This is a genomic window from Nonomuraea sp. NPDC050404, assembly GCF_040655495.1.
Classification (GTDB): domain Bacteria; phylum Actinomycetota; class Actinomycetes; order Streptosporangiales; family Streptosporangiaceae; genus Nonomuraea.
Map to the genome: position 1 here is coordinate 41,441 of NZ_JBFAKB010000008.1, position 18,254 is coordinate 59,694.

General features: G+C 73.2%; 17 protein-coding genes. 11 read left to right on the forward strand and 6 right to left on the reverse strand.

Annotated features, from left to right (window positions below):
• The first annotated feature begins 48 nt into the window (after positions 1–48).
• The 5 genes from AB0I81_RS23345 (at position 49) to AB0I81_RS23365 (ending at position 5,486) form a co-directional block, all read left to right on the forward strand.
• Entirely contained in the window at positions 49–1,203 is a 1,155-nt protein-coding gene (locus AB0I81_RS23345; protein ID WP_360659870.1) for a histidine kinase, read from the forward strand.
• Positions 1,200–1,853, forward strand: a complete 654-nt coding sequence (locus AB0I81_RS23350) for a response regulator transcription factor (RefSeq protein WP_360659872.1) — start codon at positions 1,200–1,202, stop codon at positions 1,851–1,853. Before AB0I81_RS23345 ends, AB0I81_RS23350 begins: the two co-directional genes overlap by 4 nt.
• Before the next feature lie 140 nt (positions 1,854–1,993).
• On the forward strand, positions 1,994–2,839 hold the full coding sequence (locus tag AB0I81_RS23355; RefSeq protein WP_360659874.1) for a carotenoid biosynthesis protein: 846 nt from the start codon (positions 1,994–1,996) through the stop codon (positions 2,837–2,839).
• Positions 2,827–4,266 carry a phytoene desaturase family protein gene (gene crtI / locus AB0I81_RS23360; protein ID WP_360659876.1) on the forward strand — a complete coding sequence of 480 codons (1,440 nt, stop codon included), beginning with the start codon at positions 2,827–2,829 and terminating at the stop codon, positions 4,264–4,266. The genes AB0I81_RS23355 and crtI (AB0I81_RS23360) overlap by 13 nt, the downstream gene beginning before the upstream one ends.
• A gap of 17 nt (positions 4,267–4,283) precedes the next feature.
• The gene (locus AB0I81_RS23365; protein WP_360659878.1) at positions 4,284–5,486 is read left to right on the forward strand and encodes a glycosyltransferase family 2 protein; all 1,203 of its coding nucleotides are present in this window, start codon (positions 4,284–4,286) and stop codon (positions 5,484–5,486) included.
• Here the strand turns inward: AB0I81_RS23365 and AB0I81_RS23370 are convergent.
• On the reverse strand, positions 5,437–6,036 hold the full coding sequence (locus tag AB0I81_RS23370) for a glycerol-3-phosphate acyltransferase (protein WP_360659880.1): 600 nt from the start codon (positions 6,034–6,036) through the stop codon (positions 5,437–5,439). The two genes, AB0I81_RS23365 and AB0I81_RS23370, sit on opposite strands and share 50 nt — an antisense overlap.
• Before the next feature lie 40 nt (positions 6,037–6,076).
• On the opposite strand from AB0I81_RS23370, the gene AB0I81_RS23375 reads away from it, so the two are divergent.
• Positions 6,077–6,712, forward strand: coding sequence for a spheroidene monooxygenase (locus AB0I81_RS23375; protein WP_360659882.1), 636 nt, complete (start codon positions 6,077–6,079; stop codon positions 6,710–6,712).
• 5 nt (positions 6,713–6,717) lie between these two features.
• Here the strand turns inward: AB0I81_RS23375 and AB0I81_RS23380 are convergent, their stop codons facing one another.
• The 4 genes from AB0I81_RS23380 to AB0I81_RS23395 form a co-directional block, all read right to left on the reverse strand.
• Complete coding sequence (locus AB0I81_RS23380) at positions 6,718–7,710, reverse strand: phosphate acyltransferase PlsX (protein ID WP_360659884.1); 993 nt, start codon at positions 7,708–7,710, stop codon at positions 6,718–6,720.
• 49 nt (positions 7,711–7,759) lie between these two features.
• Positions 7,760–8,659 (reverse strand): phytoene/squalene synthase family protein, encoded by a 900-nt coding sequence (locus tag AB0I81_RS23385; protein WP_360659886.1) that lies wholly within the window; start codon positions 8,657–8,659, stop codon positions 7,760–7,762.
• Complete coding sequence (crtI, locus tag AB0I81_RS23390) at positions 8,656–10,113, reverse strand: phytoene desaturase family protein (RefSeq protein ID WP_360659888.1); 1,458 nt, start codon at positions 10,111–10,113, stop codon at positions 8,656–8,658. Before crtI (AB0I81_RS23390) ends, AB0I81_RS23385 begins: the two co-directional genes overlap by 4 nt.
• 207 nt (positions 10,114–10,320) lie before the next feature.
• Positions 10,321–11,367, reverse strand: a complete 1,047-nt coding sequence (locus AB0I81_RS23395) for a ferritin-like protein (RefSeq protein ID WP_360659890.1) — start codon at positions 11,365–11,367, stop codon at positions 10,321–10,323.
• Positions 11,368–11,579: 212 nt separating this feature from the next.
• Here AB0I81_RS23395 and AB0I81_RS23400 point away from each other — a divergent pair, with 212 nt between their 5' ends.
• Entirely contained in the window at positions 11,580–12,164 is a 585-nt protein-coding gene (locus AB0I81_RS23400) for a TetR-like C-terminal domain-containing protein (protein ID WP_360659892.1), read from the forward strand.
• A 39-nt stretch (positions 12,165–12,203) separates the two neighbouring features.
• Positions 12,204–13,244, forward strand: coding sequence for a patatin-like phospholipase family protein (locus AB0I81_RS23405; protein WP_360659894.1), 1,041 nt, complete (start codon positions 12,204–12,206; stop codon positions 13,242–13,244).
• Positions 13,245–13,275: 31 nt separating this feature from the next.
• Here AB0I81_RS23405 and AB0I81_RS23410 read toward each other — a convergent pair whose 3' ends face one another.
• A complete protein-coding gene (locus tag AB0I81_RS23410; RefSeq protein WP_360659896.1) occupies positions 13,276–15,063 on the reverse strand; it encodes a GAF domain-containing protein in 1,788 nt (595 codons plus the stop codon).
• Positions 15,064–15,231: 168 nt separating this feature from the next.
• On the opposite strand from AB0I81_RS23410, the gene AB0I81_RS23415 reads away from it, so the two are divergent.
• The 3 genes from AB0I81_RS23415 (at position 15,232) to AB0I81_RS23425 (ending at position 18,253) form a co-directional block, all read left to right on the forward strand.
• Complete coding sequence (locus AB0I81_RS23415) at positions 15,232–15,477, forward strand: hypothetical protein (RefSeq protein WP_360659898.1); 246 nt, start codon at positions 15,232–15,234, stop codon at positions 15,475–15,477.
• Between the two features lie 88 nt (positions 15,478–15,565).
• Complete coding sequence (locus AB0I81_RS23420; RefSeq protein WP_360659900.1) at positions 15,566–17,218, forward strand: hypothetical protein; 1,653 nt, start codon at positions 15,566–15,568, stop codon at positions 17,216–17,218.
• The gene (locus AB0I81_RS23425; RefSeq protein ID WP_360659902.1) at positions 17,219–18,253 is read left to right on the forward strand and encodes a 2Fe-2S iron-sulfur cluster binding domain-containing protein; all 1,035 of its coding nucleotides are present in this window, start codon (positions 17,219–17,221) and stop codon (positions 18,251–18,253) included.
• The last annotated feature ends 1 nt before the right edge of the window (position 18,254 follow it).

The following is an 18,254-nucleotide window of genomic DNA, read 5'->3' on the forward strand; positions in this document are numbered from 1 at the left end:
GCCGTTCGGCACGGGTGCGGGCGGGCCGGTGACATCTATGCTCAGAGCATGGGAGGAGGAGATCGGCGACGGCCGGCCACGTACGGCATCGCCGTGGCCGTGGGGCTGGCCGGGTTCGTGCTCGCGCCGTTCTATGGCGGGCTCGCGCTGGTCTCGGCCGCGGTCGCCATGGCGGCCGCGATCCTCGTCATCTGGCGCGGCGTGGTGTGGGGCCCCGGTGCGGCCGCTCTGGTTTCCGTGCTGGTCAGCGCCCTGTACGCCCGTGCGGGAACCCCGCCGCCGCCGGACGCGCCCGGCTACGTGGAGATGATCGCGCTGATGGCCGGCGTGGGCGGGCTGGCACGCCGGGCGACCGTGCGGCAGGCGATCGGCCTGGGCACCGCGGTCGCCGCCGCGATCGTCGTGCTCATCCTGAGGCTGATCGCGGCGAGCCTGACCGTCTCGCCGGTGACGGCGGTGATCGCCTGCGCCATCTTCTCGGTCGGCACGCTGGCCGCCGCCGCGGCCGGTGCGTACCTGCGCGCCCTGGACGCCCGCCGTCGCCGCGCGGTGGCCGAGGCCCGGCAGGCGCAGCGCCTCGATCTCGCTCGCGACCTGCACGACTTCGTCGCTCACGATGTCAGCGCGATCGTCGCCCAGGCCCAGGCCGGCCAGCTGACCGCCCTGCGGGACCCGGAGCGGGCCGTCGCCATGTTCGCCCGCATCGAGCAGGCCGGTCTGCGCTCGCTGGCCTCGATGGACCAGGCCGTGGACGCCCTGCATCCGAACGCGCGGGCCGGCCTCTCACCCCTGCCCGGCCTGCGGGAACTGCCGGAGCTGGCCGCACGGTATTCGGCGGCCGGCCCCGCACGGGTGCGGCTCCAGGTGGCCGAGGGCATCGAGGTGCCCAGGGAGGCGGCGACCGTGGCCTACCGCGTCGTCGTCGAGGCGCTGACCAACGTCCGGCGGCACGCCGGCCGCGCCACCACGGTCGGGGTGGACCTGCGCCCCGGCCCCCGGGGTGAGCTGGAGGTGACCGTGACCGACGACGGGGGCGGCAAGGGGGGTGCGCATCCCGCCGGGCGCACCCGCGGATGGGGACTGTCCGGCCTGGCGGACCGGGTACGCGGGCTGGGCGGCACCTTGACCTATGGGCCGTACGAGGAGGGCTGGCGGGTGCGCGCGGTGCTGCCGCCGGCGGGAAGCGGGACGGTGCGACGATGACCGGCATACTGATCGCCGACGACCAGGACGACATCCGCAGCGCCTTCCGCATGATCCTGGAGGCCCAGCCCGACCTGCGGGTCGTCGCGGAGGCGGCCGACGGCGCCGCCGCGATCGAACTGGCGCGCCGGGTCCGGCCCGACGTCGTGCTCGCCGACATCCGCATGCCGGTGCTCGACGGCCTGGAGGTGACGCGGGCCCTGGCCGGCCCCGGGGTCGCCGACCCGATCCCGGTCGTCGTGGTGACCACGTTCGACCTCGACGAGTACGTCGACACGGCCCTGCGCAACGGCGCCTGCGGCTTCCTGCTCAAGCGCTCCAGCCCGGCCCTCCTGGTCGAGGCCGTGCGCGCGGCCGTCGCCGGCGACGCGCTCATCGGCCCGCAGATCACCGTCCGGCTGCTGCGCCAACTGACGCGCCCGGCCCCGGCCGGCGCCGTCCCCGGGCCTGAGCCGCTGACCGCGCGCCAGATCGACATCGTGCGCGGCGTGGCCGCCGGCAAGACCAACGCCGAGATCGCCGCAGAGCTGTTCCTGTCGCACGGCACCGTCAAGAACCACCTCGCCGCCGTCCAGCGCAGGCTGGGCCTGCGTAACCGGGTGGCCATCGCCACCTGGGCCTGGGACAACGGCTACGCCACACAGGGCTGAGCGGCCGCTGGCGAAGCTTGATCGGATGCTCGGCCGGCCATGAGGCTCGCTTGGGGCACCACGGGGCACATGCCTCCGTGACCGGGGGCGGCTTCAGGAGACAGCGTGTGGACCAGACGCCAAGCGAACAGGTGAGACGTGTGGCCCTGGGGCCGGCACGAGCGCTGGGCGTGCTGTTCCTGCTGGCCATGATGGGCAGCCAGGTGGCGTCGGGGCTGGACGCGCGGCCGGAGCGGTTCACCGGGCCGATCGTGACGCTGCTGGCGGTCTGCGCCGTGGCGTTCGCCGCCCACGCGTGGGGCGTGCGCAGGGCCGTGATCGCGTTCGGTGCGGCGGCGCTGACCGGGTACGCGGCCGAGGCGGTCGGCGTGCTGACCGGCTTTCCGTTCGGCGCCTACCGCTACAGCGATGTGCTGTGGCCGCAGGTGGGCGGCGTTCCCGTGGTGGTGGCGCTGGCCTGGGGCGGCATGGGGCTGGCGGCGTACGCCGTGGCTGCCGCCGTCGCTCCGGCCGGCGGCTGGGCACGGGTGTGCGCGGGCGCGGGCGCGCTGACGGCGTGGGATGTGTTCCTCGATCCGCAGATGGTCCGGCTCGGGTTGTGGACGTGGGCGCGCGACGGCTTCTACCGCGGCATCCCGCTGAGCAACTTCGCGGGCTGGCTGCTGGTGTCGGCGCTGGTCATGCTGGTCGTCGGGCACATCTGCGGCGGGGCGCGGGCAGGGCGGGGGCTGCTGGTGCTGTACACGGTCATGGCGGTGATGGAGACGGTCGCCTTCGCGGCCGTGTTCGACCCGCCCGACGTGCTGGTGGCGGCGGCCGGAGGGATCACGATGGGCGCGTTCGCCGCGCCGGCCTGGAGCCGGTCATGGCAGAGGAGCCAGTCACGGCAGAGGAGCGGGTCACGGCAGAGGATCCGGTCGCGGCAGAGGAGCGGGTCACGGCAGAGGATCCGGTCGCGGCAGAGGAGCGGGTCATGGCAGAGGTGACGGTGATCGGCGGCGGCGTGGGCGGCATGGTGTGCGCGCTGCTGCTGGCCAGGCAGGGAAACCGGGTGCGGCTGTACGAGCGGTTGCCGCGGCTGGGCGGCAAGCTGGCCGAGCACCGCCGCGACGGGTTCACCTTCTCCCTGGGGCCGTCGCTGCTCACCATGCCGGAGCTGTTCCGTGAACTCGGGCTCACCGGCGAGCTGATCGAGCCCGAACTGCTGTGCCGCTACCGGTTCGCCGACGGCAGCGTGCTGGACGCCCCGCGCGACCCGGAACGCATGGCCGCCGGGGTGGAACGGCTGGCCCCGGGGGAGGGGCAGAGCTGGCGCGCCTTTCATGGCTGGGCGCGGGGCTGCCTGGAGGCGGCGAGGCGCACCGTGTTCGCCGGGCCGCTGATCCGGCGGCACGGCCGGGCCCGGCTGTCGGACCTGCTGGCTGTGGCTCCCACGCGCACCCTGGACGGGCTGGCCCGCCGCTACTTCCGTGACCCCCGGCTGCGGCAGTACGTCGGCCGCTACGCCACCTACGCCGGGTCGAACCCGTACCGGGCCCCCGCCGCGCTGGGCTGCGTTCCCGCGCTGGAGCACGGGCAGGGCATCTGGTACGTGCCGGGCGGCCTGGCCCGGCTGGCCGACGACCTGGCGCTGCTGCTGAAGGCCGCGGGCGTGCGGGTGTCGCTGTCCGAGCCGGTCGCCGCGATCGAGGCCGACAGTTCCCGGGTGACGGGGGTGCGGCTGGCCTGCGGGAGCCGCGTGCGCTGCGACGTGGTGGTGGCCAACACCGACGCCGCCGCCCTGTACGGCCGCCTGCTGCCCGATCGCCGGCGGCTGCGCCGGATCGCCGGCCTGGGGCGGTCCTCCTCGGCGCTGCTGATCCTGGCCGGGGTCGAGGGGCGCACACCCGGGCTGCCGCATCATTCGGTGTTGTTCTCGGCCGGCTACGAGCGGGAGTTCGGCGACATCTTCGATCGCGGGAGCCCGCCGCGCGACCCGACGATCTACCTCGGCTGCTCGTCGGTCGATGATCCCTCCCAGGCACCGGCGGGGTCCGAGAACTGGACGATGCTCGTCAACGTGCCCGCGCGCGATCCCGGCCGGTGGCCGATCGGGGTGGAGGCGTACCGGGACCTGGTGCTGGAGCGGCTGGCCGAGCGTGGCCACGACCTCGCGGGCCGGTTGCGCTTCACCGACGTCTTCACCCCGGCCGACCTGCGCGACCGCTACGGCTCCTGGGGCGGCGCCATCTACGGCAGCGCCCACCGGGGCCGGTCGGCGTCCTTGCTGCGCCCGGGCAACCGCGGCCCGCGCAGAGGCCTGTACCTGGTCGGCGGCTCGGCACATCCGGGCGGCGGGCTGCCCATGGTGGCACTGGGCGCCCGCATCGTCGCCGGCCTGGTCGCACAGGACTTCCCCGGCGGCCCGCAATGAGGCTTCCCTTCCCGGCCGTGGGATCGTTCGGGCGGTCGGCGGGGCGGCTGCTCATGGGCGCGCAGGTCGTCGCGGGCGCCACGGTGGCCGCCAGGCTCGCGCGCGGACGGCGGCGGCTCCCGTCGCTGACGCCCCGCCAATCCGCCGGTGTGACGATCTCCGTGGTGATCCCGGCGCGCGACGAGGCGGCCAGGATCGGGCCATGCCTGCGCGCTGTGCTCGCGGCTCCCGCCGTCACTGAGGTGATCGTGGTCGACGACGGCTCCGAGGACGGTACGGCCGGGGTGGCCGCGTCGCTGGGAGCCAAGGTCGTCACCGCCGGTCCGCTGCCGAGTGGGTGGGTGGGCAAGCAGTGGGCGCTGCGCCAGGGGATGGCCGCCGCCACCTGCGACGTCGTGGTCACGCTGGATGCAGACGCCCGGCCGGGCCCCGGCCTGTTCGGCGCGCTCGCGGACGCCCTGGAGCGGTACGACCTGGTGAGCGCGGCCCCCCGGTTCGCCTGCGACGGCATGCTGGAGCAGGCGCTGCACGCCTCCATGCTGGCGACGCTGGTCTGCCGGTTCGGGCCGGTCGGCCCGGCGAGCCCGCCGCCGCCCCATCGCGTCGTCGCCAACGGGCAGTGCATGGCCTTCCGCCGGGCCCCGATGTGCGAGGTGGACGGGTTCGCGCTGGTCCGGGATCGGATGACCGACGACGTGGCGCTGGCCCGGTCCCTGGCCGGGCGGGGCTGGGCGGTGGGCTTCCTGGACGCGGCCGCCCTGCTGGAGGTCGACATGCACGACTCCGTGAGGGAGCTGTGGCGGGAGTGGGGCCGTTCGTTGCCGCTGCGCGATGTGACGGGGCCGGGATGGCAGGCGGCCGACCTGGCCGTCATCTGGCTCACCGGGGCGCTGCCCGTGCTGCGACTGGCCGCCGGCCGGCCCACCGGCCTGGACGTGGCGCTACTGGCGGTCCGGCTGCTGCTGGCGGGCGCGCTGCGCGGCAGTTATCGCGCGCCGGGCGCGGGCCTGCTGCTGTCGCCACTGCTCGACCCGGCCTCGGCGTTCAGGTTGACCCAGGCCACGCTCCGCCCCGTACGAACCTGGCGCGGCCGCACCTATCCGGTCACCGCCAGCACCGCGCGGGACGCCAACGGTGCCGTGCGCGACGTCGGCGGTGACGGGCGGGACGTCAGTGGCGGCGGGTGGTCAGTGCGGCCTGGCCGAAGCGCAGCCCGATGAGGCACATCAGTCCTCCGGTGGCCGCCACCAGCTCAGCGGGCGCGAACAGCAGTTGCAGCACCGGCACGCCGAACACCGCCAGGCGAGCCCCCACCGCGAACGAGCGCAGCACCGCCGCGACCACCACCAGGGCCGCGACCGCCAGCAGGAACGCCGGCGGGCAGATGACCGCGATGCCGCCGGCGAACGTCAGCACGGACCTGCCGCCCCGGAAACCGGCGAAGACCGGCCACGCGTGCCCGGCCATGGCCGCCGCCACCGCCAGATACACCGGCACGACGCTCGCCCCCGTCACCACGCCGAGGCCGGTGGTGTGGACGCCGCTGACCAGCAGCCCCACCAGGGCGGCCAGCGCGCCCTTCGCCGTGTCGCCGGCGAACACCGGCAGCGCGGCCCGCCGGCCGAGCTGTTCCCTGACGTTCCAGTACCCCGGGTTGCGGTCGCCGACCCTGCGTGGATCGACGCCGTACGCGCGCGCCACCAGCACCGCGACCGGCACCGAGCCGATCAGGTAACCGGCGATGACCGGCACCGGCAGATCAACGACCATAGCCTCGTTCCACCTCATCCGGTACGACAGCGCCCGCGCGATGAGGCACATGGCCTTCGACCGGCCGCTGCTGCGCCGCGCCGGCGGGCCGCGGTTCTGGCGGCTGCTCGGCACCGGCCGGGGCAGGACCATGTCGCTGGGCGCCGACCTGCGCCGATGGGCGCTGTTCGCGGTCTGGCGCGACGAAAGTGATCTGGCGGAGTTCCTGCGCACCTCGCCGATCGCCGCCCGCTGGCAAACCGAGGCGGCCGAGCGCTGGCAGGTGCGGCTGGCCCCGCTCACCTCGCGCGGCACCTGGTCGGGCCGCGACCCTTTCGATGGACCGGTGGCCCAGGATGGCGGTGTGGGGCCGGTGGCGGTGCTTACCAGGGCGTCGATCCGGGCTCGCCGCCTGTTCGCCTTCTACCGGTCGGTGCCGCCGGTCGAGGAACTGCTGGGGCGGCAGGACGGCTGTCTGGCCTCGATCGGTATGGGGGAGTGGCCGCTGGCCCGGCAGGCGACCTTCTCGCTGTGGCGGGACCGCGAGGCGGTGCGCGCCTTCGCTTACCGAGGGCAGGAGCACTTGCGGGTCATCGAGCGGGTGCGGGCGCACGACTGGTACGCCGAGGAGTTGTTCGCCCGCTTCACCCCGATCGCCAGCGAAGGCACCTGGGACGGAACCGACCCGCTGCGCTGACGCGGTCATGACACCGGCTCCGCCGTTATGGTCCCGGTGCCGGCCCGCGGATCGTGTCCCGCCAGCGCGCCGGCCACCACGCAGGCCCGGGCGATGGTGGCCGCGCGGGAGGAGCCGTGCGCGACGACGACGGTGCCGCGCAGCCCGAGCAGCGCGGCGCCGCCGTGCGTTTCCGGGTCGTAGCGCCGGGCCACCTCGGCGAGCCGCTCCGGCGAGGCGATGCCGGCCCGCGCGACCATGGCCAGCGCCGTACGGACACAACCCTCGACGTTCTTCAGCACCACGTTGCCGGTGAAACCGTCGGTGACGATCACGTCCACGATGCCGGCCAGCACGTCGTGGCCCTCGATGGCGCCGTGGAAGCGCACCGGCGATGCGGCGAGCAACACCGCGGCCTCGCGGGTCAGCCGGTTGCCCTTGCCCGGCTCGGAGCCGATGGACAACAACCCCACCGCCGGGTCCGTACGGCCGAGCACGGCTCGCGCGTACCCCACGCCCAGCAGGGCGAACTGGGCCACCATGGCCGGGCTCGGATCGGCCGTCGCGCCCGCGTCCACGAGCACGCTCGCGCCGCCCGCCAGCGAGGGCAGCGCCACGGCCAGCGCGGGCCGCAGCACCCCGCTGCGGCGGCCGATGCCGCGCACCGCGCAGGAGACCACCGCGCCGGTGGAGCCCGCCGACACGAACGCCCGGCCCGCGCCCCGGCCGACCAGTTCGCAGCCGACCGCCAGGCTGGAGGTCGCCAGCGTCGCGGCGGCGGCGCCGCGCTCGGCCATCGGGACGGCGTCATGGGCGTGCACCACGGGGATCTCGCCGACGGCGCCGTGCCTGCGCAGTTCGTCCAGCACGCGCGGCTCATCGCCGACCAGGGTGACGGGCACCTGGTACGCCCGCCGCGCCGCCACCGCACCGGCGACCGTCTCGGCGGGCCCATGGTCGCCGCCCATCGCGTCCAGGACCACGGGCGGCACGGGTGGCACGGTTGGCTCGGCGCTCACGAGCACCCCACAGGTGTCCCGGCGGTCACGAAGACGCGTGTCCCGGCGGTCACGGGAGTTCCGCGCGGACACGACGCTCGGCCCGGCCCGCCTCGGCGGAGGCCAGCACCTGCCGGGCGAACACGGCGGCCTTGCGCCGGCGCGGCACCCGTACCCGATGGGTCAGCACCTCGAAACCGCGGCGCTCGATCTCCTCCAGGATGCCGCCGTACAGCTCGAACGCGGCCCGCACACACGGCCGCGACGAGGCGATGAGCAGGCCGATGCCGCCGGCGGCGGCGCGGTAGTGGTCACGGGCGCGTCCGGCCTCGAAGGCGAGCAACTCCCGCACGCGGGAGCCTGTCCGGCGGGCGCCCAGGTCGTCCGGCTCGACCCCGAACTTGTCCAGGTCCTCCAGCGGCAGGTAGACGCGGCCCCTGGCGTGGTCCTCGCCGACGTCGCGCAGGAAGTTGGTGAGCTGGAAGGCCAGCCCGAGCTGGCGGGCGGGCTCGCGGGCCGCCTCCTCGCGGCCGGGCGCCGGCTCCAGCACCGGCAACATCATCGTGCCGATGGCGGCGGCCGATCCCGCCATGTAGCCGAGCAGGTCGTCGTAGGTCGCGTACCGGGTCACCGACAGGTCGGTCCGCATGGAGACGAGGAAGGCGCCGATGTCGTCGTGACCGATGCCGAAGGAGCGCACGGTGTGCAGGAAGGCGGGCAGCACGGGACCGTCCACGCTCGCGCCCGCGAGCCCGGCCTCGACCCGGACGGCCAGCTCGCCGAGGGCGCCGGCCCGGTCGGCGATCATCGTGAAGGAGTCGACGATCTCGTCGGCGTAGCGGGCGAAACCGTACAGGGCGTGCACGTGCCGCCGTTTCCACCGCGGCAGCAGCCGGGTGGCCAGATAGTACGAACGGCCATAGCGGGCATGCAGCCGCCGGCAGCGTTCGTAGCTGGCGGTGAGCGTCAACGGGTCTCCTCGAGAATGCGTTCGGCGGCCAGCCGGCCGGAGATCAGCACGGGCGGCACCCCGACCCCGGGCGCGGTGTACATGCCGGCGAAGTGCAGCCCCGGCACCCGCCGGGCGACGGCGGACGGGCGCAGCCACGCCGTCTGGGTGAAGCGGTGATCGAGCGCGAACGGGGTGCCCGCGCTGTGCCCGCGCGCCGCCCAGGCGGGCGGGTCCAGCACCAGCCGGGGCGCGTCCGTGAGGTCGCCGTAGCCGAGTTCGGCCAGCCGGCCGAGCAGCCGCGCCTCCAGTTCGGGCCGCAGCCGCCCCCAGTCGGCGCGTTCGAGGTTCGGCGCGGGCTCCAGGACGCTGAGCGTGGCCTGCCCGTGCGGCGCGGCCTCGCCGTCCGGCTCGGGGCAGGTGATGAGCAGGCTCGGGTCAGGTTGCGGCCTGCCCGCCGCCAGAGCGGTGAACGTCTCCCGCCAGGCCCGCCCGAAATGCAGTGTGTGGTGGGCCTGACCGGCCGGCGGGCGGTCCAGGCCGGCGTGCATCACCAGGCACGAGGGGGAGTGGCGGGGGCGGCGCAGCCGCCAGTCGCCGGCCGGGCCGGGCAGCAGCCGCTGGGCCGCCAGCCGGTCGCACGCGACGACCACCTGCCCGGCCGGCAGGCGCTCGCCGTCCGCCAGCAGGACGCCGGTGACGCCGTCGCCGTCCGTCTCGACCCTCCGGGCGCGTACGCCGTGGCGGATCCCGCCGCCCAGCTTCTCCAGCAGCGCCGCCATGGCCACCGGGATGGCGTGCATGCCGCCGCGCTCGGGGAAGTAGACGCCGCCGACGGTGTCCATGTGCGCGATGACGGCGTAGATGCCCAGCGCGCGCCGGGGCGAGAGCCCCACGTACAGGGCCTGGAACGTGTGCGCCTTGATCAGCCGTGGATCCCTTAGGTGACGGGCCGCCAGCCGGTCCAGCCGCCGGAAGCCGCCCAGCGCGGCCAGCCGCAGCAGCGCCGCCGGCCGGGCCAGACCGCGCAGCCGCGTCATGTCGGCGTCGATGAACGCCGGCCACTCCAGGCGGAACATCTCCTCCAGCAGCCGCCGGTACCGCTCGTAGCGCGCGGCCTCCGCGGGCCCGCACACGGCGCGCACCTGCTCGGCCATCGCCTCGCGCTCCGGCAGCACATCCAGCCGCGATCCGTCCTCGAAGATCATCCGGTAGGACGGGTCCAGGCGGCGCAACGGCAGCCAGTGCCGCAACTCCTGCCCGGCCGCGCCGAAGATCTCGGCCAGCACGCCCGGCATGGTCAGCACCGACGGGCCGGTGTCGAAGCGGTAGGGGCCGAGCCGGGCGGTGCCGCAGCAGCCGCCGGGCTCGTCGAGGGCCTCCACCACCGTCACCTCGCGGCCGGCCGCGGCCAGGCGGACGGCCGCCGCCAGGCCGCCCAGACCGGCCCCGATGACCACCACCGGGCTCAACACGGGCCCGGCTCACACACCGGGCCGCTCCGCGAGGTCGTCGCGTACATGCACGCGGCTCCTTCCGTCGCCGTGGAAAACCTTCGCGGGAGGAGCGGACCTGGTGCACACGATCCGAAACGCACCTTCACGCTAACCATCGGACGCCGGATCCCATACGGGACACGCCCGCAGACCACGGACGCGATGCCACACCCTTCTCGCCGTGATTCAGCGGTTGATCGTCTCGCGGACGAACACGGGCCCGGCGTTCCTGCCGGTGGGGGCTCCGCCGCACACCACCGGGGTGGCGGCCAGCATTTGCCCGGCCAGCTTGAGCTCGAACATGATCCCCATCGCCGCGTCGAGCCGGCCGGGCCGCCCGTCCACGCACTGCTGCAGCGCCGACAGCAGCCGCGTGAACGTCACCTGGAACTGCCGCGCCCGCCGCCACGCCTCGGACGCCGGGTCGAGGTCGGCGGCGCGCTGGTTGGGCGTCAGCGGCCACACCCCGTCGGGGTCGAAGGGGTACGGCGCTCCGGTGTAGGAGTATCCGGCGGGCGCGGAGGGGTCGCGCACCAGGCGGCGGCCCTTGGCGATCGCGGCGAAGCGGTAGTAGTGCGCGATGTCCCCGTCGGGGTCCACGGGGGAGTCGCGGGTTCCCTCGCCCTCCTCGACGATGAGGCTGACGGCACGGGCGGCGTCCTTGGTCGTCCTGATCGGGAAGAGCCGGTCGGTGCCATACCAGTGGGGCGCGACCACCTGGCGGGCGGGGTCGCCGGGCATGAGCGGGCCGGGCAGGGCGAGGAGGGTCTCGCTCAGAGTGCGGTAGAACTCGCCGATCGTGGCGAACTCCGGCGGCGCGCTCGCCTGACGGAAGATCAGCGGGTCCTCCGGCTCCTCGATGCGCATGAACACGCGCTCCATGAGTTCGCGGGAGAACGGTTCGAGCCCGACCACGAGGTCGTCGCCGATGCCGAGCGGCAGCGGCCCCGGATAGCGCGGGACGAAGTCCGCGCCGTCGAGCGCGGGGCGGGCGCCGAGGGCGTTGAGCAGGTTGCAGCCGATGATCAGGTGCAGCATCTCGTCCACCACGACGTCGTGGATGGCCCACCAGATGTCGCGGTTGCGGCCGGGCTTCAGCGACAACATCGCGGTGAGGTACGGCGGGATGGTGGCGAACTCCAGGCGTACGGCGTCGTGCACCCGGGCGACGAGGTCGCCGGGCCCGCTCGCCCCGGCCACCTCATTGACGGCGGCACGGTCGATCTTCAGCATCGGTGACTTGCTCCCTGGGCCGGTCCAGCGTGGCGCTCCCCATCAAGAACACTGGGACCCCGGCGGAGATCGAGGGGATAGCCCTCAGGGATAGACCTCCGGACCGGTGGACCACCTCTGACCAGCTTCAATGGGGCTATCGCAAGTGTCCTCGCTTTGCGGGCTATGATGGTCGCGTCCAAAGCAAGTTGACTCGCTATAGAGGCGGCACCATGGAGGCACAGCGCAGGCCGCTGGGCCGGCGCGGGGAGGGGTTCCGGTCGGCCGTGCTGAGCGCGACCGTGGACCTGCTGGTGACGGAGGGGGTCGAGGCGACGACCGTGGCCGCCGTGTCCGCGGCCGCCGGGGTGCACGAGAGCTCGATCTACCGGCGCTGGGGCACGTGGGAGAGGCTGATCTCCGAGGCGGTGGGGCACGGCACGGACGAGGCCGTGCTCATGTCCGACACCGGGGACGTGGAGCGTGACCTGCGGCTGTACGCCACCTCGTTGCTGCGTTTCCTGACCTCACCGGTGGGTCAGGCATTGCTGCGCATCGGCGCCCGGCCGCCGTCCGACCCGGCGCTCACCCACGCTTCGGAGTTCTGGGACACGCGGCTGCGGCGGGCCTCGGCGATCGTCGGCCGCGCGATCGACCGCGGTGAGCTGCGGGCCGACTGCGACCCGCGCCTGCTGATCCAGACGATCATCGGCACGCTGACCGCGAAAGTGCTGTTCTACGGCGACCTGGCGCAGGACGACGCGGCCGACCGGCTGGTTGGCCAGCTGCTCTCCGGAGTGAGGGCGCCGCGTGCCTGACGCCGGGGCGACGCCCGGTCTTCACGAGAGAGGTTCTCCATGACGCAGGAATCGGCGCCCGTGACGGACGCGCACGCGGTGCTGAGGGTCATCGCCGACCGGGTCGGGCAGGGCAGCCGTCCCGGAGAACGCCGTGACGGCTTCAGGGTGGCCCTGGCGATCGAGGGCGGCGGCATGCGCGGCACCGTCTCCGCCGGCATGGCGCTGGGCCTGCACGACGCCGGGATGGCGCCCGCGTTCGACGCGGTCTACGGCGCCTCCGCGGGCGCGATCACCGGAGCCTGGCTGCTCAGCGGCACTCCGGAGCACCTGAACGGCTGGGCCGAGCCCGCCTACGCCAAGGCCATGATCCGCCTGTCCAACCTGTGGCGCCGCCAGCCGATGGTGGACGTGCGCAACCTGGTCGAACACCTCTACGCCGAGGTGCTCGGCATGGACTGCGCGGCCATCCTGGCCAACCCCATCGAATACCACCCGCTGGCCACCGACGCGCACACCGGCACGTCCACCGATCTGCGGCCCTACCTGAGCGGCCCGGCCGAGCTGCGGCTGGCGCTGCGGGCCAGCGCCGCGCTGCCGTTCCTCGCCGGGCCGCCGGTGGAGCTGGGCGGGCGGCTCTTCTACGACGCCGGGCTCGCCGAGTCCGTCCCCTACCGCACGGCGCTGGCCCAGGGGGCGACCCACGTCCTGGTGCTGCGCTCCCGCCCTCAACCGTGGCCACCTGCGGTGACGGCGGCGGCCGGGATGACGGCGCGGCCGTCCTACGGCGCGCGGCTGATCGCCGCCACCGCTCTGCGGGGATATCCGGAGGCTCTTCGCCACAGCTACTTCGGGCGCGACTCCCGGCTGCTGGAGGACGACGAGTTGCTCGCCCGCTACGACCGCACGGGCCTGGCGGCGTCCCTCCTCGCCGGGGCGGCCGAGGCCCGGAGCGGGCCCGCGGTGCTCTCGGTCCGGCCGGCGCCGGACTCGCCGCAGGTGGGACGGCTCACCCGGGACGGGAGAACGCTGAAGGCCGCGATGCGGGCGGGCCGGGCGGCCATCGACAGCGTACTGGCGGCGGTCGCGCAGGGCGCGTGAGCGCGGGAAGGTCCTCCAAGGGGGCGGTACGTCAGCCGGTCGGCGGCACGATGCCGTACCCGTGGATCTTGCGGTAGATCGTGGCCCGCGACATGCCGAGCGACCTGGCCGCCCTGACCTTGTTGCCGTCGTGGTCGATCAGGCTCTGCACGATGGCGTCCCGCTCCATGGCCTCCAGCGGGCTGAGCAGCCGGCGGCTGACCGTGCGGCACTCCGGCGGCAGGTCGTTCGGCCGGATGGAGCCGGTGCGCCGATGTTGCACGATCCGCCGCAACACCTGCCAGAGCTGCTCGACGTTGCCCGGCCAGCTCGACCGCAGGAGGAACTGCATCGCCTCCGGCGAGCACACCAGGCGGCCGCCCGGCACGAGCTTGCCCAGGAAGAACGGCACCAGCGCGTGCACGTCGTCGGCGTGGTGGCGCAGCGGCGGCAGCTCGACCGTGCTGGGGAAGAAGCGCAGCAGCTCGGCCAGCTCGCCACCGTCCTCCCGCCGGCTCAGCGTGACCGCGACCCACAATGGGTCGGGCCGGTCCGCGGCCGTGGCCGCCCGCAGGGCAGAGGACAGCGCGTGCAGCCGCCCGGCGGAGAGCCGATCGACGTGCCGGATCACCAGGGTGCCCGTACCGCCGAGCAGTTCCCCGCGCGCCGCGGCGACCCAGCTCCGGTCGGTGGCCTCGGCGGCGTCCAGCACGGAGAAACGGGCGGCCGGGGTACGGCGCCGGTGGACGGCCCGCAGGACCGCCAGCTTGCCGACGCCGCACTCGCCCTCCAGCGCGAGCCACTCACCGGCCGCGTGGATCGCCTCCACCTGATGGCAGCCGCGTGACCACAACGCGCCCGAGCCGACCAGGCCCGGCAGGAACATCCGGGGCGGCGTCACGAGTTCGCCGTGTGGCCGCTCGCCGAATTCGGTGAGCTTGACGTGCACCACCCCGCCGGCCGGGCGGCCCCCGCCGCCCACGGGCCGGCAGCGCATCTTCGCCCGCACGCCGCTGGGCAGCTCGACCGTGACCACCGCGGCCGGATGGCGGGCGGTGAGCGCGTCGGCCGCCTGCCCGAGCAGGATCGACTGCTCGCCGGGATCGAGCACCTGCCGGGCGAGGTCGTTCATCATCACGACGTCGTCGCTGATCGCGAAGACGATGCCGGTGGTGCGCCGGCACGCCCGCTGGTACTCCTGCAGCAACTCCAGATCGCGGATGTGGCTGTCGGTGAACAGCGCCTGCCTGATCTGGTCCGCCGTGGTCTTGGCCAGCGCCAGCAGCAGCGCGTCGGCGTCCTTGCGCCAGCAGGTCAGATCGACGGCGCCGACCGTCTTGCCCGAGATCGGATGGTGGATCGGCACGCCCGCGCAGGCCAGGTCCTCCAGGTGCTCGGCATAGTGCTCGTGGCCGAACACGTGCATCGGCCGCCCGCCCTCCAGGGCCGTGCCGATGCCATTGGTGCCGACGAACTCCTCCGCGTAGCTGAAGCCGGGCGCGAGCTGGACGTGGTCGAGATGCGCGTCGAGATCGTGGTCGGCCGCCAGCCGGGCCAGCACCAGCCCGGCGGGGTCGGTGAGGATGATGCTGATCGGCTGGCCGTCCAGGTGCTCGCGCAGGTGCATGAGCACCGGCAGGGCGCTGCGGCTCAGCGGGGTGTCGAGGTCGGGGTCGCGCATGTAGGTCAGGTCGATGCGGTCGGCCGCCACGTTGAGACGCAGGGACCGCCGCCACGACGCGAGGATGGCGTCGCGCACCTGGCGCGGATCGACGGTCTCCGCGGTCAGGAACCGTTCGCGAACCTTGGCCAGGTCGTCACCGTCACCTGGACGCGTCACTGCGGGCGGCATGGGGCCCCCTGTTCGCGGGAACGCTCCCGCGGGCGAGGTCGGGCCCGCGGGTGGGCTTGCGGGTTTACGTCGAGACTTCACAATACGCGCCGCCTGTCCGATACCTGTCTCATATTGAGACCGCCGCACCGCCGCGCACGCCGTTCGATCGAAGCGGTGATCCGCGAGGAGGTGCCCATGGAGGAGACCTACAACCCCTGGAGCGTCGTCAACCTGGTCTTCCACCACCTGGCCGCGCAGGGCCTGCACCCCGTGCTCGGCGGCGCCGACCCCGGCGGCCCGGCGGCCGAGCTGCTGCGGGCGCTCGGCATCGAGCCCGCGCCGGAGGGGAACCGGCACGTCACCGAGGGCGTACGCCGGGAGCTGGCCGACCTGAGGAACGCCATGCTGGGCGAGCGCTGACCGAAACCCCCGCGGACCGACTCAACTTGAGACCGCCACGGAGCCGCTCCCGTGGTCTGATCCGGGCACGGACGTGAGGAGTGAGGCGATGAGTCGCCAGAGCGTGGCCAAGGCCCACCAGAAGATCCAGGAGCTGTCCTGGGAACCGACGTACCACGAGCCGGTGTCGCAGTACGGAACCGACTACACCTTCCGCAAGGCGCAGAAGAAGGACCCGCTCAAGCAGGTGCTTCGGTCCTACTTCCCGATGCAGGAGGAGAAGGACCACCGCGTCTACGGCGCCTCCGACGGCGCCATCAGGGGCAACATGTTCCGCCAGGTGCAGGAGCGCTGGCTGGAGTGGCAGAAGCTGTTCCTCAGCATCATCCCGCTGCCGGAGATCTCGGCCGCGCGGGCGATGCCGCTGCTCTTCCGTACGGTGCCCAACCCCGAACTGCACAACGGCCAGGCGATCCAGATGATCGACGAGGTCAGGCACTCGACGATCCAGCAGAACCTCAAGCGCCTGTACATGAACAACTACATCGACCCGGCCGGCTTCAACAGCAGCCTGCGCAACTTCCAGAACGACTACTGCGGGACGATCGGCCGCCAGTTCGCCGAGGGCTTCATCACCGGCGACGCCATCACCGCGGCCAGCATCTACCTGACGATCGTGGCGGAGACCGCGTTCACCAACACGCTGTTCGTCGCCATGCCGGCCGAGGCCGCCGCCAACGGCGACTACCTGCTGCCGACGGTGTTCCACTCGGTGCAGTCCGACGAGTCCCGGCACATCAGCAACGGCTACGCGACGCTGCTGATGGCCCTGGCCGACGAGGGCAACCACCAACTGCTCCAGCGCGACCTGCGCTACGCCTGGTGGAACAACCACCGCGTGGTCGACGCCGCCATCGGCACGTTCATCGAGTACGGCACCAAGGACCGCCGCAAGGACCGCGAGAGCTACGCCGAGATGTGGCGCCGGTGGATCTACGACGACTACTACCGCAGCTACCTCGTGCCGCTGGAGAAGTACGGCCTCGTCATCCCGCACGACCTGATCGAGGAGGCGTGGAACCAGATCTGGAACAAGGGCTACGTGCACGAGGTCGCCCAGTTCTTCGCCACCGGCTGGCTCGCCAACTACTGGCGCATCGACCCGATGACCGACCAGGACTTCGAGTGGTTCGAGCACAAGTACCCCGGCTGGTACGACAGGTACGGCAAGTGGTGGGAGAACTACAACCGCCTGTCCACGCCCAACGGCCACAACCCGATCGTCTTCGAGGACGTCGACTACCAGTACCCGCACCGCTGCTGGACCTGCATGGTGCCCTGCCTGGTCCGCGAGGACATGGTGATGGCCGAGGTGGAGGGCCAGTGGCGCACGTACTGCCACGAGGCGTGCCGCTGGACCGACGTCACCGCGTTCCGCCCCACCTACCAGGGCCGGCAGACGCCCAACATGGGCCAGCTCATCGGCTCGCGCGAATGGGAGACGCTCTACCACGGCTGGAACTGGGCCGACGTCGTCACCGACATGGGCTTCGTCCGCGACGACGGCAGGACGATGGTCGCCCAGCCGCATCTGAACCTGGACCCGGCCAAGATGTGGACCCTGGACCACCTGCGCCGCTGCCCGCCGCTGCAGAGCCCGAACGTGCTGCTCAACGAGATGACCCCGGAGGAGCGTGAGGCGTTCCGCGCCGACTACGTGCGCGGCGGGCCCGCCGGGCGCCCCGCCCCCAAGAGCACGTAGATGGCGGACAAGCACGTCGTCCGGTTCGAGCCGGTCGGCATCGAGATCGAGGTCGGGGAGGACCAGACGGTTCTGCGCGCCGCGGCGGAGCAGGGGCTGATGCTCATGCACGGCTGCAAGGAGGGGCAGTGCGCGGCCTGCAAGTCGTTCGTCCTGGACGGCGAGGACATCGAGCTCGACCGGTACTCGACCTTCGCCCTGCCCGACTACGAGAAACAGGAGGGCTACACGTTGTTGTGCCGGGCGCACGTGTACGAGGACGTCACGATCGAGCTGCTCAACTACGACGAGGAGATGATCCGCTCCGGACTGCCGATCGTGCACGCGGTGGCCGAGGTCGTCGCCAACGACCCGGTCACCCACGACCTGCGCCACCTCGTGCTGCGGCTGGTCGAGCCCGGGGAGATCAGGTTCTTCCCCGGGCAGTACGTGGACATCGCCGTCCCCGGCACCGATGCGACCCGGTCGTTCTCGATGGCGAACACCTCCAGCCGCGACGGCGGACGGCTGGAGTTCGTCATCAAGGTGTACCCGGACGGGCTGTTCTCCCATTTCCTGGACACCAGGCTCGCGGCCGGCGACAGACTCGGCCTGACGGGCCCGTTCGGCGTCTTCACCCTGCGCGAGGGGCACGACGAGGACCTGCTCTTCGTCGGCGGCGGCGCCGGCATGGCCCCGATCCTCGCGCTGCTGCGCTCGATGGCCGAGCGCGGCATCCGGCGCAGGGCCACCTACTACTACGGCGCGCGCCGCCGCCGCGACCTCTGCTTCGAGCAGGAGCTGCGCGCCCTGGAGCACACGCTGCCCGGCTTCCGTTACGTGCCGGCGCTGTCGGAACCGGCGGCCGAGGAGGACTGGGACGGCGAGGTCGGCCTCATCACCGACGTGCTGAAACGGCACGAGCGCGACCTCAGCGGCACGCACGCCTACCTGTGCGGGCCGCCGCCCATGGTCGAGGCGGCGATGCCGCTGCTGGCCGCGCTCGGGGTGCCGCAGAAACACATCTACTACGACAAATTCACTACGACCGGGTGAG

What these genes read in the sequence shown, in the direction of transcription:
- AB0I81_RS23400 (WP_360659892.1), top strand. Translation starts at nt 11,580, where the DNA reads ATGGAGGCACAGCGCAGGCCGCTGGGCCGGCGCGGGGAGGGGTTCCGG.
- AB0I81_RS23375 (WP_360659882.1), top strand. Translation starts at nt 6,077, where the DNA reads ATGAGGCACATGGCCTTCGACCGGCCGCTGCTGCGCCGCGCCGGCGGG.
- AB0I81_RS23405 (WP_360659894.1), top strand. Translation starts at nt 12,204, where the DNA reads ATGACGCAGGAATCGGCGCCCGTGACGGACGCGCACGCGGTGCTGAGG.
- AB0I81_RS23395 (WP_360659890.1), bottom strand. Translation starts at nt 11,367, where the DNA reads ATGCTGAAGATCGACCGTGCCGCCGTCAATGAGGTGGCCGGGGCGAGC.
- AB0I81_RS23345 (WP_360659870.1), top strand. Translation starts at nt 49, where the DNA reads ATGGGAGGAGGAGATCGGCGACGGCCGGCCACGTACGGCATCGCCGTG.
- AB0I81_RS23420 (WP_360659900.1), top strand. Translation starts at nt 15,566, where the DNA reads ATGAGTCGCCAGAGCGTGGCCAAGGCCCACCAGAAGATCCAGGAGCTG.
- AB0I81_RS23370 (WP_360659880.1), bottom strand. Translation starts at nt 6,036, where the DNA reads ATGGTCGTTGATCTGCCGGTGCCGGTCATCGCCGGTTACCTGATCGGC.
- AB0I81_RS23425 (WP_360659902.1), top strand. Translation starts at nt 17,219, where the DNA reads ATGGCGGACAAGCACGTCGTCCGGTTCGAGCCGGTCGGCATCGAGATC.
- AB0I81_RS23350 (WP_360659872.1), top strand. Translation starts at nt 1,200, where the DNA reads ATGACCGGCATACTGATCGCCGACGACCAGGACGACATCCGCAGCGCC.
- crtI (WP_360659876.1), top strand. Translation starts at nt 2,827, where the DNA reads ATGGCAGAGGTGACGGTGATCGGCGGCGGCGTGGGCGGCATGGTGTGC.